The sequence below is a fragment of the Paenibacillus phytohabitans genome, from assembly GCF_013141775.1.
GTDB lineage: Bacteria > Bacillota > Bacilli > Paenibacillales > Paenibacillaceae > Paenibacillus_AQ > Paenibacillus_AQ phytohabitans.
Window position 1 is genome coordinate 305,005 of the sequence record NZ_WHOB01000089.1, and the last position, 24,643, is coordinate 329,647.

18 protein-coding genes are annotated in these 24,643 nt (G+C 55.5%); 7 read left to right on the forward strand and 11 right to left on the reverse strand.

From position 1 onward, the window contains the following. Position 1: 1 nt before the first annotated feature. Complete coding sequence (locus GC101_RS30505; protein ID WP_171720391.1) at positions 2 to 961, reverse strand: helix-turn-helix transcriptional regulator; 960 nt, start codon at positions 959 to 961, stop codon at positions 2 to 4. Positions 962 to 1,075: 114 nt separating this feature from the next. Between GC101_RS30505 and GC101_RS30510 the strand changes: the two genes are divergently transcribed. Next, complete coding sequence (locus tag GC101_RS30510; protein WP_171720392.1) at positions 1,076 to 1,501, forward strand: VOC family protein; 426 nt, start codon at positions 1,076 to 1,078, stop codon at positions 1,499 to 1,501. Between the two features lie 126 nt (positions 1,502 to 1,627). On the opposite strand, the gene GC101_RS30515 is transcribed toward GC101_RS30510, so the two are convergent. Genes GC101_RS30515 through GC101_RS30525 form a run of 3 tightly spaced genes read right to left on the reverse strand, consistent with a single transcriptional unit; the run spans position 1,628 to position 3,657 of the window. Further along, on the reverse strand, positions 1,628 to 2,527 hold the full coding sequence (locus GC101_RS30515; RefSeq protein ID WP_171720393.1) for a DNA-3-methyladenine glycosylase family protein: 900 nt from the start codon (positions 2,525 to 2,527) through the stop codon (positions 1,628 to 1,630). Then, the gene (locus tag GC101_RS30520; RefSeq protein WP_246354583.1) at positions 2,508 to 3,086 is read right to left on the reverse strand and encodes a methylated-DNA--[protein]-cysteine S-methyltransferase; all 579 of its coding nucleotides are present in this window, start codon (positions 3,084 to 3,086) and stop codon (positions 2,508 to 2,510) included. The genes GC101_RS30515 and GC101_RS30520 overlap by 20 nt, the downstream gene beginning before the upstream one ends. A 1-nt stretch (position 3,087) precedes the next feature. Beyond that, positions 3,088 to 3,657 carry an Ada metal-binding domain-containing protein gene (locus tag GC101_RS30525; protein ID WP_171720394.1) on the reverse strand — a complete coding sequence of 190 codons (570 nt, stop codon included), beginning with the start codon at positions 3,655 to 3,657 and terminating at the stop codon, positions 3,088 to 3,090. Positions 3,658 to 4,203: 546 nt separating this feature from the next. On the opposite strand from GC101_RS30525, the gene GC101_RS30530 reads away from it, so the two are divergent. The 3 genes from GC101_RS30530 to GC101_RS30540 all read left to right on the forward strand — a co-directional run bounded on the left by GC101_RS30530 (position 4,204) and on the right by GC101_RS30540 (position 6,599). Next, positions 4,204 to 5,061, forward strand: coding sequence for a GNAT family N-acetyltransferase (locus GC101_RS30530; protein WP_171720395.1), 858 nt, complete (start codon positions 4,204 to 4,206; stop codon positions 5,059 to 5,061). Between the two features lie 156 nt (positions 5,062 to 5,217). Then, a complete protein-coding gene (locus GC101_RS30535; protein ID WP_171720396.1) occupies positions 5,218 to 5,613 on the forward strand; it encodes a VOC family protein in 396 nt (131 codons plus the stop codon). A gap of 92 nt (positions 5,614 to 5,705) precedes the next feature. Then, entirely contained in the window at positions 5,706 to 6,599 is an 894-nt protein-coding gene (locus GC101_RS30540; RefSeq protein WP_171720397.1) for an AraC family transcriptional regulator, read from the forward strand. 343 nt (positions 6,600 to 6,942) lie between these two features. On the opposite strand, the gene kdgT is transcribed toward GC101_RS30540, so the two are convergent. The 3 genes from kdgT to GC101_RS30555 form a co-directional block, all read right to left on the reverse strand. Next, complete coding sequence (kdgT, locus tag GC101_RS30545; protein ID WP_039299959.1) at positions 6,943 to 7,947, reverse strand: 2-keto-3-deoxygluconate transporter; 1,005 nt, start codon at positions 7,945 to 7,947, stop codon at positions 6,943 to 6,945. Between the two features lie 183 nt (positions 7,948 to 8,130). Then, the gene (locus GC101_RS30550) at positions 8,131 to 9,144 is read right to left on the reverse strand and encodes a tripartite tricarboxylate transporter substrate binding protein (protein WP_171720398.1); all 1,014 of its coding nucleotides are present in this window, start codon (positions 9,142 to 9,144) and stop codon (positions 8,131 to 8,133) included. A 172-nt stretch (positions 9,145 to 9,316) separates the two neighbouring features. Continuing rightward, positions 9,317 to 11,635 (reverse strand): helix-turn-helix domain-containing protein, encoded by a 2,319-nt coding sequence (locus GC101_RS30555; protein ID WP_171720399.1) that lies wholly within the window; start codon positions 11,633 to 11,635, stop codon positions 9,317 to 9,319. Positions 11,636 to 11,866: 231 nt separating this feature from the next. Between GC101_RS30555 and GC101_RS30560 the strand changes: the two genes are divergently transcribed. Together GC101_RS30560 and GC101_RS30565 are read left to right on the forward strand one after the other, a co-directional pair. Next, positions 11,867 to 13,504 (forward strand): SWIM zinc finger family protein, encoded by a 1,638-nt coding sequence (locus GC101_RS30560; RefSeq protein WP_171720400.1) that lies wholly within the window; start codon positions 11,867 to 11,869, stop codon positions 13,502 to 13,504. Next, positions 13,501 to 16,539, forward strand: coding sequence for a DEAD/DEAH box helicase (locus tag GC101_RS30565; RefSeq protein ID WP_171720401.1), 3,039 nt, complete (start codon positions 13,501 to 13,503; stop codon positions 16,537 to 16,539). Before GC101_RS30560 ends, GC101_RS30565 begins: the two co-directional genes overlap by 4 nt. A gap of 6 nt (positions 16,540 to 16,545) precedes the next feature. On the opposite strand, the gene GC101_RS30570 is transcribed toward GC101_RS30565, so the two are convergent. Further along, complete coding sequence (locus GC101_RS30570) at positions 16,546 to 17,340, reverse strand: hypothetical protein (RefSeq protein ID WP_171720402.1); 795 nt, start codon at positions 17,338 to 17,340, stop codon at positions 16,546 to 16,548. Between the two features lie 659 nt (positions 17,341 to 17,999). Here GC101_RS30570 and hflX point away from each other — a divergent pair. Beyond that, a complete protein-coding gene (hflX, locus tag GC101_RS30575; protein ID WP_171720403.1) occupies positions 18,000 to 19,277 on the forward strand; it encodes a GTPase HflX in 1,278 nt (425 codons plus the stop codon). Positions 19,278 to 19,416: 139 nt separating this feature from the next. Here the strand turns inward: hflX and GC101_RS30580 are convergent, their stop codons facing one another. From GC101_RS30580 to GC101_RS30590, 3 genes are read right to left on the reverse strand one after another with little or no spacing between them, the layout of a single operon-like run. Beyond that, positions 19,417 to 21,153 (reverse strand): hypothetical protein, encoded by a 1,737-nt coding sequence (locus GC101_RS30580; protein ID WP_171720404.1) that lies wholly within the window; start codon positions 21,151 to 21,153, stop codon positions 19,417 to 19,419. Then, a complete protein-coding gene (locus GC101_RS30585; protein ID WP_246354584.1) occupies positions 21,150 to 22,259 on the reverse strand; it encodes a glycoside hydrolase family 88/105 protein in 1,110 nt (369 codons plus the stop codon). The genes GC101_RS30580 and GC101_RS30585 overlap by 4 nt, the downstream gene beginning before the upstream one ends. Continuing rightward, positions 22,256 to 23,977 carry a glycoside hydrolase family 3 protein gene (locus GC101_RS30590; RefSeq protein WP_171720405.1) on the reverse strand — a complete coding sequence of 574 codons (1,722 nt, stop codon included), beginning with the start codon at positions 23,975 to 23,977 and terminating at the stop codon, positions 22,256 to 22,258. The genes GC101_RS30585 and GC101_RS30590 overlap by 4 nt, the downstream gene beginning before the upstream one ends. Between the last annotated feature and the right edge of the window lie 666 nt (positions 23,978 to 24,643).

The following is a 24,643-nucleotide window of genomic DNA, read 5'->3' on the forward strand; positions in this document are numbered from 1 at the left end:
TCTACTTATATTGCGCCAGCATTCCCGCCAGCGTCCGCTTCACCTCCGCCACCAGCTCCGGCGGCTCCTGTACCGTGGCCTCATTGCAGAGGCCAATCACAAAACGCGCGAAGAAGCCCAGATCGCTCTGCTGGATATCCCCTTCCAGCCAGCCCGTGCCATCCCCGCGGATATGCAGCAGGGGTGAGGACCACACCTCGGCTTCGCAGGCCTGAACACCTCCGCTCCCCAGTTCAACGAACAGCCGGATAAGGCTTTTATCACCCTGCTCAGTTTGACTGCTGTAATCATCCTTATTGCCCAAATGGACATGCTTCAGATCAAGCGCTTCCGGCCCGGACTCGTCGTATCCGGCAGACTGAATCCGGTCGCAGCGGAATACACGGATATCGCCGCGCAGGAAGCAATAGGCCGGGCAATACCACAAGCCATTATGGGCGTAGATGCCCACTGGCTGAATCCATCTCTCCTTACGCTGCCCCTTCGATTCATAATCAATCAGCAGCACCTTTTGACCGGTGGCCGCTTCCAGCAACAGGGACAGATAGGGGAACTCCGCCTGTCTCGCCGGGGTCAGGAAATCAATCCGGTTCTTCATCTCGTCAATCCGGTCACGGACATCGCCGGACATATAGTTATAGAATTTATGCAGGGCAGCTAATGATTCCTCCTTGAAGGGGAGATACTTGTAGTGGCGCAGGGCATGGCTGGCGAAAAAAATCGCCACCGCCTCCTCCTCCGTGAACGCGATCGGCGGCAGTATTCTTTCGTTCAGCACCTGATAGCCTCCATGCGGCCCCACTTCAGAATAGAGCGGAACGCCTAACTCCCCCAGCTCCTGCAAATCCCTGAGGATGGTCCGGGAGGATACATTGAATTCGTCGGCCAGCTCTTTGACGGTGAATTTCCGCTTGCGGTTGACCGTCATCATCAGGTCCAGCAGCCTTTTGGATTTAGACATCAGCTTCACTCCATTTATTATTATATTCATGACAATACCTGTCACTATTATAGATTACACTATAATCAAAGCCGGTTAGTACAGGCAAATCAAATTCTAAGGAGCGATTTAGACATGACCCTGCAAGTAAATCCTTTTATTCTGGTGGACGGTACAGCAAGTGAGGCGATTGCCTTTTATCAGGAGGCGCTTGGTGCTACGCTGCTCTTCAAGCAAACTGTGGGCGAAGGCCCGCAGAACCCTGACTCCCCGATGACCGAACAGGAAAAAGCGCGTATAGCCCATTCCGTCCTGCTGGTGGGTGAAACCAAGTTTTTCGTCGCAGATCAGGAGGTTGGCCAGCCTTTGAGCCATGGCAATGGCATCACCATCTGTATCACAGCGGATACTGCGGAGGAAGCGCAGCAGCTGTATGACTCGCTCAAGGCAGGCGGAACGGTTGATATTGAGCTGGCTCCGGCTTATTTCAGCCCCGCCTTTGGCATGGTTACCGATAAGTACGGTGTATGCTTCCAGATCTTCACAAAGAGGGCGCAATAAAGCTCAAGCTGGCGTGAAGCTCTCAGGCCGTAAAACCCTCAGGCGTATGATTCAAAAAAAGCACTGTCTCCCGGATCATCCGGTGAGACAGTGCTTTTGGCCGTCACGGCTCCACACCTGCCCGCACTAATATAATGCCCGCCACAGATAAAATGTGGCGTATGCCTCCCAGCCCTGCCAGGGCTGGGCCAGGACGAGCAGCTCCGCAGGCGTCGGCTTGCGGTCCATACCGGTGAGGAACTTGATCACGTTCTGCAGACCGACATCGCCCACAGGGAACGAAGAGCTGTCCCGCAGGCAGCGCATCCGGACATACTGCGAGGTCCACGGGCTGATCCCGCGGATCTGCAGCAGCCGCTGCTCGGCGGCGGCCGGGGACGGGAGCGCCAGCAACTCTTCACGGCTCAGCTGCCCGCTTGCGATCAGCGAGGCTACCGTGAGGATCGTCTGCGCTTTGCTGCGGGTCAGCTGCAGGGCGCATAATTCTTCGATCTGCACCTCCGAGAAGACCTCCGGTCCGGGGAACCGGTAGTAGGTTTGCCCTCCCCACTCCAGAGATTCTCCATACACTTCGGTCAGGCGCTGCTTCAGCCTGTAGGCAAAAGCCAGATTCACCTGCTGGCCCAGAATCGCCCAGCATAACGCCTCAAACAGATCCGGGATGCCGATAATCCGCAGTCCCCGGTGCTGGCTGACCAGCGGCTGGAGCAGCGGATCTGCTTCCGCCAGCCGGTAGAACGGGGTAAGATCACGGTCCAGATCGAACCACTCTACAATATAACGGGCCAGCCATTCCTGCTCCAGGACGCCGGGGACAGCGCCGTGCAGGCGGGTTACGCTCAGCCTGTTGCCTTCAGGCACACTTAACCGGATTAGGACCGGGCCGTCCTCCAGCTTGAACATCCGGGTCACTCCCGAGTCATCCGTCTGGAACAGGCATTCCAGCGGCGAACGGTTCATGTACTCCAGACAGGCGTCCAGGTTGAAATCCTCCGGCAGCGGCAGCTCAAAAAGCAAATCGTTCATGGCCCGCCGCCTTCACATTTAGAATTCCCTCCAGCTGAAGCAGCTCCTGCTTGAGCTGCAATCCGCCCCGGTAACCGGTTAAGGTGCCGTTCGCACCGATCACCCGGTGGCAGGGCACAATGACCGGCAGCGGATTCTGTCCGTTGGCCGTGCCGACAGCACGCACTGCCAGCGGTCTGCCAATCCGCACAGCCAATTCCTTATAGGTAGCAACCTCTCCATGCGGGATCGTAAGCAGCCCCCGCCATACCTCCTGCTGAAACGGAGTGCCCCATAAATCAAGCGCAAGACTGTTGAAATCGACCGTATCTCCATCAAAATAACGGCGCAGCAGCTCTATAACCCCAAGCTGCTCAAACCTTCCGTCCCCCTCCAGGAATTCATATTCCGGAGCATACATCTTCAGCCAGGCGGCCGGCAGCTGCCCTTCATCCTGCGGATAGGACACGCGGATAAGTCCCTTGCTGCTGGCCCATAGGGTCCACTCCCGATTCCCGAGATTCAGGGTATGGTGATATATCATGTTCCGGTTCGGACTCTGGTTTATATTCATATTCATCCTAATTTCCTCCCTCATTATGCTTACTGCGATACTCCGTTGGGGACAGACCGGATTTCTTGACGAACCAGGCTGCGAAGTGGGACGCGCTGCGGAATCCAACTGCCTTGCCTACATCGGCAATGCCTGTATCGGTCTCCGCCAGCAGCCTGCGGGTTTCGCCCGTGCGCAGTTCATCCAGTCTGGCAGCAGGCGACTGGCCGGTTACCCGCTTGTAGGTCCGCTGCAGATGGAACGGGCTGACCTTCAGCTGCTCCGCCATCGACTGCAGTGTCAGCTTGCTCCCGAACTGCCCATCCATAATGGCATCCGCCTGCGACGCCAGCACGGCATCCGGCCGGAGGGTGCCGCCTTCTTCGGGGCGGCATCTTTTGCAGGGCCGGAATCCCTCGCGGACAGCCTCCTGCAGGGAGCCGTAGAATACCACATTGGCTGCCTTCGGCGTTCTTGCCCGGCAGGAAGGCCGGCAGACAATACGTGTCGTCAGCACCGCTGTATAGTAAACACCGTCATAGGTCGGCTCACGCCGCACCACCGAATCGTAAATACGCTCAAATAATTGCGGCTCCATCCTGAATCACCTCTTACCGCCAGTATAAACGATTCGTTTTGGCTTATGCAGCATATTGGAATAGGAGAGCAAGATTACGACAGTGTGCAGGGGCAGCTGCAGATGCAGATGTACCTGTAGATGCACGTTTGCTGGCCTGCTGAAGTTACAGTGTTAAACACTTCGATTAGATAGTGATTAGTGTATCTCTCCCTGCGGACTGAGATTCCGCTAATTCTCACAATCCGGGCTTTTTCCGCGCCACGCGGACTGTAAAGACCTTATTCCCTGCTGTAAGGGGTAATTTGAGGGGGAATACGGAAAATAAAGGATCTGTAGTCCGCGACAGCTGCCAGACTGATGATTTCAGCAAAATAACGGAACTGTAGTCCGCAAGCGGAGAAATGCCCTGGCTTTTGTTCGCGGCGTGTCCAATCTGCAGCCCTCAATGTACAATTTGGTTGAAATACCCCTTATTCTATGCAATAATCACTGGCGGTAAATAGAATTAAATTCCATTGAAATGTATAAGCTACGTCTCAATTTAATAGGAGGACTCAGAGGCTAATGAACCTATCAGATATCCGCTACGAACGCTTCAGTAACAAGGACTACTCTACCGCCAGAGAATTATTAAGCCAGGATGCGGAGGCTGGCGCAGACCTTCTCCAGGTGCTTGATGAAGAACCAGAAACGTTTATTTGCGTTTTTATTAAGGATACGCTTGTTGCACTGGCTCAAATGGAAGCGCCTACACATCAGTCGCATTTACAAGTATTCGTCGGTCCCCGGTATCGCGGACAAGGAATCGGCACGGCGATGGTGCAGGCTGCCGAGACACAGTTGCAGGCAGGCGGAACCCGCGCGGTCAGCACTTCTTTTCGTTCCGGGGCTCCAGCAACTCCCGGATTTGCCCGTAAGCTCGGTTTCGCTCCATATTACTCACTAGTTTATATGCAGCGGACCAGCGGGTTCTTTTCTCAGGAAGAGGTTCCCGTAAGGCTGTATACAGATGAGGACTTTCTCCCTGCCCACTCGCTCTATGCGACTGCATTTCATGAAATGCGCGTCCGTGTCGGCTGCTTCCCGGATTCCGTGGTTGCCCAGCCTAATGAGGGCAGACGAAACGCCTGGAAAGCGGACGCGGAAGACCGGTTTGTCTACGAATTCAATGGGGAAATCGCCGCTTACAGCCACCTTCACGGGAATGAAATCAGCAGTGTCAGCGTACGTTCTGACCTTCAGGGACGCGGGATCGGACGAGAGTTTGTGAAGTACCTATGCAATGAAATCTATCAGCGCGGCCATGCAGCCGTCATCCTGTGCTGTGTCGCTGGGAATGATGCCCGGCAGCTGTATGACAGCCTCGGGTTTCAGGAAACGCATATTATGGAATATATGAGAAAAACGCTGGGAAGCGTGTAAAAGGTCTGCACCAATTAAGAGTCTACAAAAGCATTCTGCAACGAAGTTCTAGAGACCAGCTGCGGTACTAAACCCTCCGGAGGTCTGGTCGCTTGGCTAAATAAATGACCACAAGTTGTAATCCACAATCCAACAAAGAACGGAGCGGTAAACAGTATGAGTAACCTGGGATCACGGAATATCAGTGTGGTAACGTTGTTCGTTGAGGATCTGCCGGACACCATGGCATTCTATCAGGAGGTTTTTGGTCTTGATGAGGTGTACGCGGACGAGAATTCGGCCGTCTACGATTTCGGCAATATGAGCATCAATCTGCTGCAAATCTCTGAAGCTCCCGGGCTGATTGAGCCCGCTGCCGTTGCCGGCCGCGCCTCCGGATCACGGTTTCAATTCACAATCCGCGTGGAGGATGTGGATGCGGTATGCACAGAATTAACTGCACGCGGCGTAAGCCTGCTGAACGGACCCATGAACCGGCCTTGGGGCATCCGCACAGCCAGCTTCGCAGACCCGGCAGGACATATTTGGGAGGTTGCTCAGGAGCTGGTATAAGCTGAGGCTACGGATGGACAAATCAAAGCATTCCCGGTCAGGAACAGCTCTGCCGGTTTCTCTACAATGAAATTGAAAGGAGAGGTGAGGATTTGGAAACGATCCGATTGCTGCAGCAGGCGATTGATTATGTGGAGCAGAACTTGAATTCCGCCATAGGAGTTGAGGATATCGCCGGAGCAGCGATGACTTCGAAATACCATTTTCAGCGCATGTTCCATGCCTTAACGGGCTTTACCGTTACTGAATATGTACGCAACAGGCGGCTTACCTTGGCGGCGGAAGAGCTGGCCGGAACGGACGGCAAGGTGATCGATATCGCGCTTAAGTATGGTTATGAGACACCGGAATCCTTCGCCAAAGCGTTCCAAAGAATGCATGGGGTAACCCCTCAAATGGCAAGAAAAAAGAATGTGAAGCTCAAGTCGTTCCCCCGAATCTCCTTTCAAATTCAGATCAAAGGAGAAACCGAAATGAATTACCGGATGGTGGAAGAGAAAGGTTGCCGCGTCATTGGAAAAGAGGTGATCGTTCACAAGGATGCTTACACAGAAATACCTGCATTCACGGAGAAAATCTGGAAGGACGGGACGCATGACCGGATTAACGAATTAGCCGGAAGACCCGCAGGTTCGCTGCTGTTCGGCTATTATTACGACTTCAGCGAGGACGGAAGCAAACGTTATCTGATGGGAATCGAACTGCCGGAAGGACAAGAGGTCCCACAGGAGCTTGATACCCTGACTGTACCTGATCAGACCTATGCCGTATTCGATAGCCGTGATACTTTTCCGGATGACGCGGAGATAGGACTGGCAATTCTGAATGTGTGGCGGAGAATCTATTCCGAATGGTTCCCTTCGGCAGGCTTTGAGCAAGTGGAAGGACCGTGCATGGAGAAATACTACTGGACCGATGACAGCCATGAAGAATCGATCTGCGAGGTGTGGATTCCGGTGGCTAAGAAATCACTGGGTTGTGAGTAAGTGGAAAAACGTATCTTAATTTAGTCATTTTAGCGGGTCCGCGGCAAATAAATGGATAAACGGCATTTAATTTCGTGCATTTCCTCAGCTTTGGGGTATATGAAGAAATTTAAGTGCTTTTTTTCCAACTGTTGTTTTAATTGGCACTCTTCGTTAATCAGCAAGTGGAGAAAATCCAACTATTTCCGGATGATTCAATGTTCGCCCGTTCCCGTCTATACTTTAAAAAGACCCTCCGGAAACAGCCATGCGGCGGTTTTCAGAGGGTCTTGTCAATGTGATTGCTGCGGCTTACGCATGCAGAAACTCCAATATATCTAATTATCGTTGTTATCCGATGTTATTATACCGCTGCTTCCTGAATCTTTGCATCTATAGGACCCTCTGCTGCCGGCGGGTTCTTTTTCTTCATATAGTCGGAATAGTAGGCGGTTATGATTGGAACAAGAATGGACGTTACGATAACCGAGGCGGCTACCAGCGCCGTGGCTGTCTGGGCTGCGGGCAGGAACTCCGGCTTCATATTCGCCACCAGCATAGGGTTGGCGACAGCAGCTCCGGCAGTACTGGAGGCAGCAAGTCCGGCAGTGCCGTTACCGCGGCCGATGAATTTGTCGGCCAGGATCAGCGGAACACCTGTAATAATGATAACCACTACACCAAGCAGAATGCCGAGCAGGCCAGTGTCAACGATAACGCCAAGGTCAATCGAGCTGCCCAGTGCGAAGCCGAAGAACGGGATAAGGGTCTGGGTGGCTTTGCCGAAATAAGCACGCAGGTCATGATCCAGGTTACCCAGGATGAAGCCGATCAGGAATGGAAGCACAGCGCCGATGAAGAGATGCGGTTCGAATACGGCAACACCGGTGCTGCCCAGAATAAGCATCGTTACGAGCGGGCCGGATTCAAGTGACATCAGCACGAATGCTCCGGATTCTTCTTTGGTACCATACTGCTGCATGATGGAAGCGTACAGGCCGCCGTTGGTCATATCCATGGCGGAGATGATGGCGAGGACTGATAATCCGGCGAAGAAGCCGGTTTGCACACCGCCCTCAGGCAGGAACTGGATCGCGATCATAGCTACAACCCACGCTACAGCAATCTTGGTTAATACAAGCGTACCCGATTTGCGGAGTACCGTTCCGGTTGCTCTTACATCAATCGCTGCGCCCATACAGAAGAACCATACGGCCAGAATCGGCACGGTTCCTGTCATCAGGCCTTTGGTGAAGCCTCCGAAATATTCGCCTGCATCAGGAAAAGCGGTGTGAATGATCGCTCCCAGGAACAGTGGAACCAGCATCATTCCGCCGGGAATCCGATCTAATGTCTTTTTGATTTTCATATGATTACCATACCTCTCTTACTCATATTGAGTTTATATAATATTGAATATCATGCTTATTTTTCCTTATGAAGGCGCAGCAAACCAGCCCCAGCAAATTCCCCGTTCACTGCAATCCTGCTAGTCAGCAAGCGGGTTTCCTGAGATCACTTTGCCTGATGGCGCTTTCACATTTCGTACAGGCTACCTGCGGCTTAGTCCGAGCTCCGGGATCATTTTGGCGAATAAATCATCGCTTTCCTTAAGCTGTTTCGAGAAGGCTTTGCCGTCCTTCACCAGCAGTCCAAGTCCGTTCGACTTCATATATTCGCGGAAAGCCCTGTCCTCGGTCCCTTTGATAAATGCCCCGGCCAACACTTCCGCAATGGCATCCGGCGTATCCTTCGGCACAGCAAGTCCTCTCCATGTACTGGTGAAGTTCACATGTATTCCGGTCTGCTCTTCCAGAGTCGGCACATCCGGCAGCGCCTCTGAGCGTTTATCGGCGTTAACCGCCAGTGTCCGCAGCTTGCCTTCATCTACATACTTCTTCACCTCGGCGGGACTGACCGGCACCGCGTCCACGAATCCGTCCATCAAAGCGGAAACGGCTGGCCCTGCACCTTCAAAAGGAATATGTGCAAACTTCACACCTGTCTCCCGTTCCAAGGTTACGGCGGCCAAATGCCAAATGCTCCCCGTTCCTGCGTTTCCCATTTTGAGTTCCTCTGGATGCGCTTTCGCAAAGTCGAGAAATTCATTAACGTCTTGCCATGGCGCGTCCTGTCTTACGGTAATGGCGGAAGGATCAAAATTCGTCTGTGCGATGGGTTTGAACTTCTCATAGGTAATCGGCAATAGTCCCAGATGGGGAAGAATCGTCAGCTCGGCCGGCAAAAAAGTGACGGTATAGCCATCGCCCTTGGCGCCCGCGCCTTCCATCAGTCCTACTGAACCTCCGCCGCCCGTCCGGTTGACCACAATAATCGGCTGGCCCAGCACCTTCTCTGTCGCTTTGGCGAGTGCTCTTGCCGTGGTATCTGTTCCTCCGCCTGCCGCATAGGGCACGATCAGTGTAATCGGCCGCCCGGGAAAATCGGTGCTGGCATTCTTCTGCTCCGCATCGCCCGTCAGTTGAATGAAGGTTCTAAGGATTAGCAGAACTGCGAGTACTGATGCTGCCCAGATTCCTATTTTGGTTGTCCGCTTCAAAACCATCCCTCTTCTCTATTAACAGTAATCGGGCAGCCTGCTGGATCTTACGCTGGCCCTGCGCCCGCTGCTTCACCCCCCGAATTCTCTGAGCATCAGCCGCCCTTCCGGGAAGCTGTGAAAGTTTTCTCAAATAGAACTTTATCGCATTCGGGGGTGTTCCTTCAATCGTATAATCTTATTCTGAATCCTCAGAAACGCCGGAATGGCGCGGTTTTGGCCGATCTGCATACTCTTTGGAAGATTTGCTGTTCTCCCGGAACTTGCCCGGAGTCGTTGATTTAATCTTGCGGAATACACGGATGAAGCTGTTCTCATTCTGGTAACCGACCTGCAGCGCAATATCGGCGATCCGCAGGGTGCTGTCCTGCAGCAATTCACAGGCTTTATCAATTCTGAGGTTGGTCAGATAGTCATACACGGTTGTTCCGGTCTCTTCCTTGAAGATCGTACTCACCGAGGACACCCCCATATTCACATGGGAGGCGATATCCTGAAGTCCGATATTAAACTGCAGATTCTCTTCCATATACTTGATGAGATTCTGTACAAGCAGGAACTCCTTCGATTGCCGGTGTGCTCCGAACGCACCGGCCATATGAACAGCAATGCTGCATAGCATGTCCTCAATCTCATGAAGCTCCATCGTCGACACCTGATGCCAGGTGTAGTCAGCCAGCTCGGCAGGCAGCGGGTATCCCCCGGCCGCCGTTATATGCAGAATTTCCTCCAGCAGGTCATCGACGGTGCGGAATACTTTTTGCGGCTGAATTCCTTTCTTGCGGGTCTCAGCCGACCATCTGCGGATCCACTCCTGCGCAGCCTGGGCGTCGGAAGACTTCAGGGCACTCAGCATTTCCTGCTTCCAGGCTTCATCAGCCGCCCCGCTGCTCTCTTCATATTTGTTCTCCGCATGTGAATACACACGGACATGGGCATAACCTTCATATAACCGGTAGGATAGAGCCAGCTGCGCCTCTGAATAGGAACGCGGCACCTGGGCAATCGCCCCGGCCTGCTCTCCGATACCAATGGATACCGATATATTAAGCACTTCAAGAATAAGGTCGGCCAGCTTACGCGCATCTGTATATAACGGCTTCTCTTCGCGGCTCTTCGCCTGCAGCAGGATGACCAGACTGTCCTTCTGCGGTGCCGCGATAACAGTCCGCCATGAAGCTTCGAAGTACTCGTGTACAATGTTAATCATTGCGTACTTGAGCAGCAGCTGATCTTCTTCTATGAACCCCGCCGCCCATTGGGTATGCCGGTCTATGGACAAGGCGAGCGTCTCGAACGGACCTTGCGTCCAGCCGGTAAAATAATGTTCAAATTTCGTCTGCGTCTCCTGGGTGCCGATACTTCGCGTAATCAGGTCCTGCACGAACTTGGAACGCAGCTCCGGCAGGCTCCAGTCCGCAACCAGCGATTTGCTCTGGAAGTCACCGACCAGCTTGCCGATAACCGGCTCCAGATCATACAGACCGCCTTGCCCGGCCGCCTTCTGTTCGGGAAGCAGCAGCTTGTTAATCCGCTTGAGCGGCCGGAAGGCCGCAAAATTATAATAATAAATAGCGGATAGACCTACGGCGATCGAGATCAGGGACAGCATCAGCATCATATTGCGCGCGATCTTCACATTTTTCAGCAGCTGCTCCATCGGTACCAGCGAAATCAGCCGCCAGCCGGTCACATTCGAGAAGGTCTGGTTGGCCATATAGGCCTGGCCGCCGATCCGGACATGGGCAAACGGGCTGACATCAATATCCTTCAGTACATTCTGCATGTCCGCCAGCGGGAACGGAAGGTTCAGCTTGGGATAGATCAGCTCCCCTTCCAGGTTGTACACCAGCTGATAGTTCGAGAGATGGGTATACATTTTGGAGAAAAGCATATCGTAATCGAGATCGATCAGCACCGCGCCGGTCACTTCCCCATTCTCTACAACCGGCCGGGCCAAAGACAGCAGCTCTGTTTCACTGAGACGTGAGTCGGTGCCGGTGTACAGCCTTCTTTTGATCAGAAGCGGCTTCTCCTTAATCTCCCCGATCCAGGACTCCCAGGCATGCTCCGGCGCATGCTCCCAGGATGATACGTAGCCGTAGCCGCTCGAGAGGACGGAATGATCCTTGAACTTGATCACGCTGATGGCATGCACATCCGGCTCTGTCGCCAGCGTCTTGAGATATTCCTGCGGCTCTGCGGCAATGCCGGCATTGTCCCCGGTAGCGGCTTCTATATATTTCAGTACAGCCGGGTGAAAAGATAAATCGACCGCTTTGTTATCGGATTCGCGGAAGGCCCGGTTCGTCACATCTACGTTAATCTGCAGCAATTCGACATTCGGTGTATTAAGCTCGGTATCCAGTGCGTTGCGGTACTCTCTATAGGAGAATAACCCGATCAAAGTGATCAGAAGTGATACTCCTGCCGTCAGCATCAGAATCAGCCGGTTTTGTTTGTTGTTCAACAGATATTTCAATTTAAATCGCAGCATTGCCTTAGCTTCATCCTTCCAGCGTTCTCTCTTGGTCCAGACCTTAGAGTAGCATGTTCACCTATACTTCAATATGGAGCATGTCATACCCTTTAAGATTTTAAGCATTTACGGATAAAATACACAGAAATGATATAATGAAAGGAATGATTCAATCCGAAACGGCGCTGCCGTCCTGTTTGCAGGGGCAGTACTGTTTCAACACCAATCTGCTACAGGAGAACGATAGCGATGCAGCCAAATTATGCCATGGATGATGCCGGATGGGATAACCTTATCTCGGATGTGGCCCGGATTTTTGATGATCTGACCCTTAAACGGGGGTTTCAATATTATAAACAAAAACGCGTGCATGCCTTCCAGATGAGGACGGACAGGAAAATCATGTCCATCGTTGAAGGCCGGGAAGATTATATGGTTACCGCCCAGCTGGAGCATCTGCTGGAGAGCCGCTGCGACTGTCCGGTATCCGGCCCGTGCAAGCATATGGCCGCTGTGCTGATGTACTACGCGGAGCTTCAGGGCAAACCTGTACATTCGATCGCCAATGCCAAGGCACTTGTGGACATTCCCAAGATCCCTTCTGCCCCTGCTCAAGGAGTTCCGGGACGGCGCGGGGAACAGCTGAAGAAGCTGGAGGCGCTTATTCCAGAGGCCACTGTGCAGCAGTGGCGTGAATATATGGCACTCCTCATAGAGCCCCTGGCCCATACCGTGCGAAATCCGCAGTATGCCGACCGGGCGCTGGCCGCCATTTCCGGGGTCCGCCCCAAGCTATCTCCCGCTGCCGGCCAGCTGTTCAAGCTTCATACCCATCTCTGTGTGCTGGAAAGCTTAATTAAGCCTGGAGGACAGCCGCTGGCGGCGAACCTCTCCTCACTTGGTTATTCTGTCGGCTACTATACTTCAATTGCGATTTCCGAGCTGCAAAAGCATATCACGGACATGATGAAGAAAGGCCTGCCGCTGGCGGAGGCCCCTGAAGAATGGCCCAGAGTATACGATACAATCGCCTATCTGCGGGGCGAGATGCTGACGGAAGCCCGCGACCGTTCGCGGGATCAGCCCTACTTCTCTTACTGCTATACCCTGCTGTGGACCAATTGGATTACGCCGAATCTAAGCGGACCGGAGCTGTATGCCGAAGAGCTGGAGCATCTGCGGACGGCCGGACAAGCTCTGGGGGCTGCAGCCTCACGCCATGCCCTGCTGCTGGCTGAGAGCCGGATGAATTATTCTCTGCATGATGATGCTGCCGCTATGGAACAGCTGCGCGCAGCAGCCGAGCGGCCCGGACTGCACCCGGAGGAGCTGATAAGCTTCCTGCCCCCGCTGGCCGAAGCCCGGCAGTGGACACGCCTCACGGCATGGCTGGCAGAGATCGGCCCGCTGCTGAGCAGCCGGCTGTACAATCTGCAGGAGTACGCCGGGTACTGGGATGAAGCGGTTCGTCATCTGCCCGAAGCCGAGCCCCGGATGTGGGATACACTGGCCGGTATGCTGCCGCTGTCGCGCGAGATCTATGAAGAGCAGCTGCTGACCTACGGCAAATGGCAGGAATGGATGGATATGCAGTTATCGGCCGGGCGTCAGCCTGCCGACTTCCGGGTCAGCGACCTGCAGCCGGTGGAGAAGAATGCACCGGAGCTGCTCCTGCCGTTCTATCATCAGGCTGTAGAACGATTCGTGCTGGACAAAAACCGGCACAGCTACAAAGCAGCGGTGAAGCTGCTGAAACGTCTGTCCAAGCTGTACAAGAAGCTGAAACGCGAAGCACGATGGGAGGAATTCCTCGAAGCCTTCACGGACCGGCACAGCCGGCTGCGCGCTCTTCAGGAGGAACTGCGGAAAGGAAAACTGATTCCATGAACACAATGATGCGCAATATTACGGTCCAGCTCGCCTTAAGCCAGTATGGCGACGCGCTGATCTACGGTGTAGATGACCGGGATGACTATGTACCCGGCGTCCAGTTGAAGCAGATGCTGTTCGCCTGGCATGAAGAATCCTTCTATGGAACGGAGCTTACTACTTCGAAGGCGGATGAGGTCGAGCTCGTGGTGCTTCCTGCCGAGCAGGTGATTCCGTTCTTCGCCAGCCTGCGGCTGCTCCGGCATGTCGGCTGGAGCTGGCAGGGCGATGCCCAGCTCTTGAAGCGGCTGGCCCCGCTGCTGGCAGAAATGCTGGATAACAAGCAGTATGCGCCCAGCTTCTCCGCCTTCCGGGAAGGCCAGCTCAGCTGGGCCTGGGAGGAGAAGGCACTGGCGGAAGCCGCCGAAGGCAACTGGGACGATGCGGCGGCGCTGCATAGTCTTGAGGGACGCAGCGGGTTCGCCGAAGGCCTGCGGGCCGCCTTCTCTGCGGCGGTCTTCCAGCGCTATTACGGCACCGATGCGGAAGCCGGTGACCTGCGCAGTGAGTTCCCGCTGCTGTTCAGCGCGAGCCCGAGCAGTGCGGCCGGGATGGACGAAGACAGCTGGCTGATGTCCATCGGCTGGAAGGCAGACACCGCGCCGTTCCGGCCGGTGCTGCAGCTGCTTGAACCAGACGAAGAGCTGCCGCACTGGCGGCTCCAGCTGCTCCTGCAGGACAAGCGCGACGAGTCCGCGCTTGTGCCGCTGCGGCTCACCGGGGACGGCGAGCCGCATGGCGCGCTGCCCGCATCGTGGACAGAGCATGTCCACGAGCGCGCGGCCGGGTGGCTGTCACGGCTGCGTGACAGCCTTCCCGAGCACATCGGGCGCGGCGCCGATGTGCTGGCTGAACCGCTTAGCGATGCTATCGCGTGGCGGTTCCTCACGGCCGACAGCCGGCTCCTGCTGGAGGCCGGCTGGCAGGTGCTGCTGCCGGCGTGGTGGGAAGCCGCCAGCCGCAGGAAGCCGCGCCTGCGCGCGAAGATCAGCTCCGGCACCGCCGAGGGCCGCGGGCAGTCGCTGTTCGGCCTCGATGCGCTCGTCGACTTCGACTGGCGCATCTCCATCGGCGACGCAGACCTGTCCGAGGCGGAGTTCGCCGACCTCGTCGCGCGCGGGGAACGCCTCGTCCAGTTCCGCGGCAAGTGGATACCGCTGGACCCAGCGCTGCTGGCGCAGATTCAGCGGGCCATGGCCGGGATGGACAAGTCGCAGGGCTTGTCCTTCCAGGATGTACTGCAGCTGCACCTGCTGAATAGCGGTGCAGACGCAGACGCGGAGGAGGCCGAAGCGCAGCGCGCCGAGGAAGAAGCAGCCCGCGTCCGGCTGGAGGTCGAGCTGAACGAGCATCTGGTCGGAATCATCGGCCAGCTCGGACAGCGCAGCCAGTGGCCGAAGCCGGAGGTTCCGGCCGGCCTCCATGCCGAGCTTCGCAGCTACCAGCATGAAGGCTATGCCTGGCTGGTATTCCTGCGCCGCTTCGGCCTCGGCGCCTGTCTGGCCGATGATATGGGGCTCGGCAAGACGGTGCAGCTGATCTCCTACCTGCTCCACTTGAAGGAGCAGGAGGCGGAAGCGGAAGCTACCGGTGCACCGGTAGCCCGGCGGCAGACAGAGCCGGCCGGCTGGCCCTCGCTGATCATCTGCCCGACCTCCGTGCTCGGCAACTGGCAGAAGGAGCTGCAGCGTTTCGCCCCTTCCCTGAACGTGATGCTTCATTATGGAAGCAGACGGCTGGATGCCGGATATTTCTACGGTGCTGCTTCGCAGGCCGATGTGGTCCTCACTTCCTACGCTACCGCTGCGCTGGACCAGGAGCTGCTGAAGCAGTTCACCTGGGCGGCCGTATGCCTTGATGAAGCGCAGAATATCAAGAACGCCGGAACGAAGCAATCAGCCGCAGTGCGCAGCTTCCCGGCCCTGCACCGGATTGCCCTGACGGGGACACCGATTGAGAATAGGCTGTCCGAGCTGTGGTCGATCTATGATTTCATCACACCGGGTTATCTCGGCACTCCGAAAGGATTCCAGGACCGGTTCGCTAACGCCATTGAGAAAGAGCGGAATGCCGAAAAAACCGCAGACTTGCAGCGGCTGGTCAAGCCGTTCATGCTGCGCCGCAAGAAGAAGGACCCGGCCATTCAGCTCGATCTTCCGGATAAGAATGAAATGAAAACCTACATTAATCTGACAGCAGAGCAAGCGGCGCTCTACGACCAGAACGTGAACAGCCTGCTCGAAAGGATGCAGAAGCTGGAGGGCATTGAACGCAAGGGTGCCATTCTGGCCGCCTTGACCAGCCTTAAGCAGCTGTGCGACCATCCAATGTTGCTGACCAAAGAGGCGCTGCCCGAGCCGGAGGCCGGAGGCGTTCTGGACACCAGCGCCTTGATTGAACGGTCTGCGAAGCTGGAACGGCTGCTGGCGATGGTCCGCGAGCTGCGCGAAGAGAATGAGCGCTGCCTGATCTTCACCCAGTACGTCGGCATGGGCAAGATGCTGCAGGCTGTGCTCCAGCAGGAGCTGCAGGAACCGGTGCTGTATCTGAACGGCAGCACCCCGAAGAGCACCCGTGACCGCATGATTGAGCGGTTCCAGACCCCTGCACTGCCTGCCGGTGAAGCCGCAGCCGATGCCGCCTCCGGGTACCAGCCGTCCGATCAGCCGAATGTATTTATCCTCTCGCTCAAAGCGGGCGGTGTCGGCCTCAATCTGACCGCCGCCAATCATGTCTTCCACTTCGACCGCTGGTGGAATCCGGCGGTGGAGAACCAGGCCACTGACCGTGCCTACCGCATGGGCCAGACCCGGGACGTGCAGGTGCATAAGTTCATCTCGCTCGGCACGCTGGAGGAGAAGATTGACGAGATGCTGGAGAGCAAGCAGCAGCTCAGCGACGATGTGATCTCCGGCTCCGAGGGCTGGATCACCGAGCTGTCTACGGACGCGCTGAAGGATCTGTTCACGCTGCGGAGGGAATGGGTCGGTTAACGGAGTTCACCACTGCTCTGACATTCTAAAGGTTGCAGCCAGATTGTCCTCCCCGGCCAGGGAGCTGACCACCAGCGTGATTGGCTCCTGCTGCATATCGTAGAGCAGCTGCTGATTTACCAGATTCACGGCAACATTCTGGTACGCACCGGATATGCCGGAGCCGATTCCTTGAGTGATGACCCTTCCGCCAGTGACTGCAGTACATGTATAGTTCACTTGCAGCGCCGTTTCAGTTACAGGAATAGCTGTAGTCGGCGTAGGATAGTTCACAAAGGCTCCGTTTACGCTTCCGCCGGCGATCACTTTATAGCGGATGGGGGTAGAGGCCAGAATCTCCAGTCCATCCGCTTTGATCTCGGCAGTCACCGCTTCAGGAATGGTCACTGCGGCACTTCTCCGGAAGCTGATCGCTGCGAAATCGCTATCAGTAACGGTGATATTGTCACGGAATTCCGAAGTGATCCGGCTTACGGCAATCGGCAGCATAGGAACGGGAATCCAGACCCCGCTGCTGTCAATCAGGAACACACGGACACGGACCTGCTCCTGAGAGTACACTACATTGAATTGGAAAAACGTCTGTGTCACATTATAGGTTTTGGTTACGACTTCCCTGTAATTCAACTCGAACAGCTCCTGGGCGAACAGCGTCGCCGGACTTACATCATTATTCAGCCCGGTTAAATAGACCACTCCTCTGGAGGTTCCATTGTTCACTACCTTTACGACAGCTTGACTGATAGGCCCTGCTCCCAAGGTAGGGTTCTTTGTTAACATGTTGGTTGTCAATACAGGCACAGCTCATCACCCTCCTATTAAAGCTATTTCATATATCATATGCCGAGCAGATTGGAAGTTTCTGGTTTATTGACGGCGGGGGACACTCCACAGCCCTCAGACGCTTCCGTAACTGGGCGGAGTTGCCATTTTATATCCGCTGTGCTAAAATCAACTTAACTTTTTTAGAACGGAGGGCTCAGTGTGATAGACTATATCCGGATTCGTAACTTACGCGGCTAATTACAGCTTCATAGCGCGAAAGCTCTGCCTTGTGCAGAGGACTCAGGATAGGTCTATCCATTTTTAGAGGCAGCCCATAGCTTGAACTTGTACGCGGGACAACAGGATAATTTATAGCGTGAAGTCTATAATATCCCTTGTATCTGAACGGAGAACCGAGGTTGCTCCGCCCGGCCCGCGCATGCCTTTAGGAATTGCATCCCCATAGAGAATATACTGAACCGCAGCCCATGCCTGGCTGGAATAGAGAACTATTCCTCCCTGACGCTGCCGGTTCTTGGCTTCATATTATCTACGGGAGTGCCATAGCTGTAGAACTGTTATTGGTGTAACGGCTCTACAGGACCCTATTCTGTTGATCCTCACAATCCTTTTAGCACAGGCAGACTGCCTGTGCTTTTTTATGTCCAAATTTAACAATGGAGGTTGAACTATATATGGAATCCGTACAACAAAAAGCAGTCATCGTCGGTGTACAGCTGCAGAATGACAATAACTTCGATTACGCTATGGAGGAGCTGCGCAATCTGGCAGCCGCCTGCGATATCGAGGTCGTGGCTGAGCTCAGCCAAAAGTCCAGCCGGGTGAACCCCTCGCATTATATCGGAACCGGCAAAATCCAGGAGCTGGCGCTGCTGATGGAGCAGCATGATGCGCCCATCGTTATCTTTAATGATGAGCTGTCGCCGTCCCAGATCCGTAATCTGGAATCAACGCTTGACCATGAGGTCATTGACCGGACGATTCTGATTCTGAACATCTTCGCGCAGCGGGCCAAAACCAAGGAAGCCCAGCTGCAGGTGGAAGTGGCACAGCTCCAGTACATGCTTCCCCGCCTGACGGGCTTGCGCGAATCTCTGGGCAGACAAGGCGGCGGAGGCGGAACCGGCCTGAAGAACAGAGGGGCCGGGGAGACGAAGCTGGAGCTGGACCGCAGAAGAATCGAGGAGCGTATCTCCGTCCTCCAGACAGAGCTGCAAGCACAGGTCTCAAGGCGCCAGATTCAGCGTAAGCAGCGCCACAAGAATGAGGTGCCTGTCGTTTGTCTCGTGGGCTACACCAACACCGGCAAGTCGAGCTTAATGAATACGCTGGTGGAGACCTATCATCCCGGCTCAGGCAAAGGGGTCTTCGCCAAGGATATGCTGTTCGCCACTCTCGAAACATCGGTGCGCAGTATCGATCTGCCCGATCACAAAACCTTCCTGCTCACAGATACCGTCGGGTTCGTCAGCCAGCTGCCCCATCATCTGGTCAAGGCCTTCCGCTCGACACTGGAAGAGGTCACGGAAGCGGATCTGCTGATCCATGTGGTCGACATTTCCGATCCGCAGCATGAGCAGCATATGGCTGTAACGGATGAGACCCTGAAGGCGCTGGGCGCTGACGGCATTCCCACCCTGTATGCCTACAACAAAGCCGATCTGACGGACCAGCCTTATCCGCAGGTCCAGGAGAATTCTGTAACGCTCTCTGCGCTGAAGAACCGCGGAATTACCGAGCTTACGGCGCTGATCCGCAGCCGGATCTTTACCGATTATATTCAGTGTGAGATTCTGGTCCCGTTCGACCGGGGCAGCATTGTTTCTTACTTCAATGAGCACGCCGATGTGCAGTCCGTCAGCTATGAAGAGCAGGGCACACGTCTTAAGCTGGAGTGCCGGGCCGCCGATTATGAGCGGTTCCGGGGTGATTTTGTAGAGCTTTCGCAGTAAAAGTTCTTTATGAAACAGGAGCAGGTCCCGGTACTCTTACCGGGGCCTGCTCCTGTTGTTGTATATGGAAGCACCGGAAGCAGTGAAGGCTTCCGGCAGTAAACTCCTTAAAGACCCGCGGACAGCCGATCTGTCCGCCTTATTTTGCCGGACCGGGATTTAATTGAAGCAAGAACCCTCCGTCCCTTCCGCTGCTGTTCACCCGCAGCCCCCTGCCGTCATCCGTCATCTCCAGGACCGGTTCAGCATATACCTCATCTTCCTCCTCCGGCTGTACCTCCAGTGAGAATACCAGCGCCGCCTGCTGTAAAGAGGTGAAATCAATGCTTCTGCTCGGGCCTGTATAGAGAATCATATCGATATTTATGCTGTCTTCCGCATTATGAATTTCCCACGCCCAGCTGCGCACCGCACCTGCATGCCCGCTGAATGCCGCGAACCAGGTCGTCAGGTTAAACGCAGTCCCCCCAATGATGATGCCCGCCCCTTCTTCCGTAGGTCCGGCGATGATCCCATCCAGGCACCCGCCAATCTCCAGCCGCAGCCGCAGATCTGCGGCCTCAATGATGCCGCCGGTCCGGTCGAGATTCGGATGAGTATCGCCGCCGTCCGTAATGAAATCTACACCGAACAGCAAATGTCCTGCTTCCTGCAGCGATTTGAAGCGTGCTGAGCAGTAATCATAGCCGTCATGCAGGCAGCGGAGCCGGATATAGGCCGGCTGGCCATGATTGTCCGCATAGACCACCAGCGGCCGTCTTTGATTCCACAGATCACTATGTGTGAAGGAACCGATACTAAACTGCGGAGTCATATAAGTGACCGCCCATTTGCCGCCGTCCATTTGCCCCTCCCCTTTCCCTTCGCCTTCCAAGAGCTGCCTTACTTCCTTCGTCTCAGGAGACGTGAAGCCAGCCAGATAAGCAGGCGGGCAGTGGATGCCGCTCCTATACCATTCTTCCTCGTAGGGCAGCTCCTTCCAGGGGAAGAACTTCACCGCTCCTCCCGTCGCCATTTGCAGAAAAGCCTTGCTCTGCTCATTCAGCAGCGCCCCGTAACTGCGGGAATGCGGCCCGGACCACTGGGCCGTGGCCGGGTGATAATAGCCCGCGACCGTCTTCCAGGTCAGATCAAGCAGTTCTCCGGTCAGTGCTTTGACCGTGCTGTCCGTGGTCTCGGACTGAAGCTTCGACAGCTCCAGAATGGCAATGTAGGTATAGACCGGACTGTTGTATTCCTTAAAAGCCCCATGCTCCATGGTATGGGCATACAGCTTCCGAAGCCGCTCCAGACCGTATGCCGCATAATCCTCGCGTCCTAATTGCTCGCCGGCAATTCTCGTAACAAAAGCTCCGATAATCGCAATATTGGTATAGTCCGGACCCACATTCCGCCTGATAATCGCCTCGCAGGCATAATCAATGGAATGAATCATGTCTTCCCGCAGGCCGTCCGGGAAGCGGTAGCCGTGGCGCGCGATCGCCTGAACCAGCCGGCTGCCGCAGAAATCAGCCCAGTTCCAGTCCGGAGGCGCCATCTGGTGCAGCGGCTCCTCATAGAACCAGGACCAGATCCCGAAGGTAGCATGGCTCCGGTCGGTATCCTGCAGGGAGATCACCTGCCGGATGATATCGAATGCCCGCTGTTCATAACGGGCCAGCTCCGTATCAAGCAGTCCGAGTGCATAGGAGAGTGAATCTCTGGTGGAATGGATGAACTCCGCCTGGTTCAGGGTCGTATGATAACCCGGGCTGCTGAACGGGGAACGCAGCATGCAGATGCCCGGATCATAACGGGACTCCAGTCCGGCCATTCTTTGAATCAGCAGCTGCAGATGGTTCATCTCTTTATTTACAGGCTCTGCGGTTTCCTTCACGGTCTTCTTCCTCCCTTACCTTCAGAGTTCAGCGGAACCGTCTGCTGCGGGTGCTGCAGGTGCGGGTGATTCAGCGCCTCTGTCAACAGCTGCATCACCAGTCCCTGACCGTACAGCGCCGGATACCTCTCAATGGCGTTGTAAGCTTCTATTGAAGGCATTACCGGGGTGCCTCCCGAGACTCCCTGCACCTCACCGTCTTCACGGATAAGCGGCAGGATTCCTTCAAGCGCCTTCCCGGCATTCTCCAGAAAAGAGTCATCCAGCAGGCCGCCCTTAACCGCCTTGAGGAAACCGCAGGCGATACCGGCGCTGGCTGACGTCTCCTGGTAATAATCCGGCCTGTCGAGCACAGTATGCCAAAGTCCATTCTCTCCCTGAACCTGCCGCAGGGCGGAAGCGAGCGTACGGTAGCGGCTGCTGAGCTCTTCCGGAACGGCAACTACGCGACTGGTCTCTGCCACAATCCCGGGAACGGCCAGCGTAATCCATGCGTTGGCCCGGGCCCAGCGGGCAGCCGACATATGGCTGCCGTCCCGGCAGTTCCAGCCGTGGAACAGCAGCCCCGTTGCCGGGTCCTGCAGCAGGCGCAGATGCAGCAGGGTCTGCTGCAGGGCGGCCTCTGCAAGCCCGCGGTCGCCGGTCAGCCCGGCAAGCCGTGCCAGGAACAGCACGGCCATATACACCGTATCCGCCCACACCTGCTCCGGGAAGTCTACAGCCTCCGTCACGGTATGCTCCAGCGCTCCTTCCCGGGTTCGCGGCGCAGTCTCCAGCATCCAGGCAGCAATTTCCTGAGCCTTGCTCAGAAACCAGGTGTCCCCGGTCAGCCGGTACAGTCCAGGAAACAGCGCATATGGAGCCAGGGAGTTGATGACCCGAACCCCCTCTGCCTTACGCTTATTCCGGTTCACCCAGAGCAGCAGATAATCAATTACCTTGTCTGCGCCGGTGGCAGTTCCGTATTCCATCAAGGAGATTACACCAACACCGGGTACCCAGTCCCAGTGATGAATATCCATCCCCCAATTGCCCTGATGCCGGACGGAAATCATATATTCGAAGATAAGATCCAGCTTCTTTTCTAACTCCTGCTTTGTACTCAAAACGTCCGAAGCCTCCTTGAACCGTGATAATCCCCCTCGAAATCTGCTTTGACCGGAGAGTTGCCCTGAAACGGAATTTCGCCAAACAGCGCTTTGACCGTAAGCTCTACCGTATCCTCATGCAGCGAATAAGCATTCACCAGCGTATCCAGGAATGGAATATCCTGCAGCAGATACGGCGACGCAAACGAAATGCCGACCGGCTTGATCGTCTCCGCATGCTGCATCGCCCAGATGGCTTTGGCCGCCTCGCCTACCGGACGGGCCGTATTCATCATGCCGTGCAGCGGCAGGAAAAAGGGGGCAAAAGCAGCGTCCCAGGCCACCCCGGACAGCTCCCATTGCCGCAGTGTAGTCAGCGGTTCGAATTCATCGAGAATATCAACCTGCAGCCCTCTTGCCTTAAGCTGTTCAACGAAAAGATTCATCCGCTCGTATCTGCGCCCCTCCGTCACCTTGTTCAGCATGATCACCAGCACCCGGCGGACCGTCTGCGGATTCAGGGGCAGCTGGCCGGTCCGGTTGCGGACCAGCGTAATGCAGCGCCCGGCAAGCGCCCGGCTTAATTGTCTAACCTGCCGGTCCAGCTCGGGCGGCAGCTTATCCTCCAGCAGCGGCAATGCCAGCCCGTCTTCTCCAGCAGCGCCGGTAAACTGCATCCCAAGCCGGGCCTTCATCTCCAGAATCCGCCGGACGCTGGCCTTCAGCCGTTCCCGGCTTACCCGCCCGTCCGCCACCGCCTGCTCCATCACCGCGAAATATCTCACGCCCGGCCAGAGCAGCACATCCGTGCCGCAATTGAAACAATCGATCATGCGCTTCTCATAATCTCCCCAGGCCAGGAACCCGCCCATATCCAGCGCATCCGACAGCACCACCCCATCGAAGCCCATTCGTTCCCGCAGCAGCTCCGTAGTGATGCGCTCCGATACGGTTGCAGGCACCGGCTTCACGGCAGCATCCCCGTCTTCGATCCAGGGAAGGGCAATATGGCCGGTCATATAGGACATCACGCCCTGATCGATGATTCTCTGAGCCACATGCCCATAAGTGGAGAACCATTCCTCTTCAGATAAGCTGTTAATCGTAGTAATGATATGCTGATCCCTGTAATCCACCCCGTCTCCGGGAAAATGCTTGGCGCAAGCCGCGATGCCATAATCCTGCATCCCGCGCATGACCGCCGTAGACAGACGTGCCGCCCGCCCGGCATCATCCCCGAGACAGCGGGTAGTAATGACAGGATTCATCCAGTTCAGCAGAAGATCAACCCCCGGTGCCAGCGCCCAGGTGAATCCGGCTGCCCGGCCTTCCATCGCTGTATATTTACCGTATTCATAAGCCAGCGCTTCATCGTCGGCTGCGGCAAGGGCGAGAAGGGGCGGGAAGGCTGTGAGGCTTTTGACTGCAGAGCCGGCCCCGAATTCCAGATCACCGGAGAACAGCAGCGGGAACTTGCTGATTCTCTGCAGCATCACGGTCCAATCCCGGTAATCCTCGGCTTTACCCTTAGCCTTCTGAATGACCTCTCCGCCAATAAAGAAGCTGCCCACCGGATATTGTGCCAGATACCCGCGAAGAGCGGCCTCGTCATCCCCCTTGAACGGCAGTCTGCCTGCATGATCCTGCATCGTCTGCCCGATGAGCTCCCGCAAGCTCATAGCCTCCAGCGTGCGCTCTACCCAGTCCTGCTCTTCCTTGCTTAGCGGCCTCTGCATAGTCCCGATTCCTCCCGGTAATTTCTATTCCAAGTGTAACGAAAAGCCGGACCGCTCTAAATAAAGCCAACTATAATATAAGTTCAAAATTCTATAATCCCCCCACAAAACGGGGTCTTGGCTTCGGTGATTACTCCGACTTTCGGCCGGGACCTTAAATAAAATCTTATACAAAAACAAATATACAAAAACAAAATCACCCTAACGGGTGATTCATGCTGGAGGGTATGCGGGGTATGCGGGGTATGCGGGGTATGCGGGGTATGTGACCTGTACAGCTAATGCAGATATTAGGGCCACCACACAATGCTCCACTGACACTACTTCCGAAGCAGCCTCCGTTGTAATCAATAGTACTAATGCTCCTTATTCCCTCCTGCTGCCCACTTTCGGCAGATTCAGGGGCACTTCTGCTCCTCATTTACTCCTACTACCCACTTTCGGCGCATTCAGGGGCACTAGTGCTCCTCATTTACTCCTACTACCCACTTTGGGCGGGTTCAGGGGCACTAGTGCCCCTCATTTACTCCTGCTGCCCACTTTTGGCGGATTCAGGGGCACTAGCTAGTGCCCCTCATTTACTCATTTGACCCTCAGCCGGTGTAATCAAGGGCACTAATGCTCCTCATTTCCTCCTGCTGCCCACTTTTAGCGTATTCAGGGGCA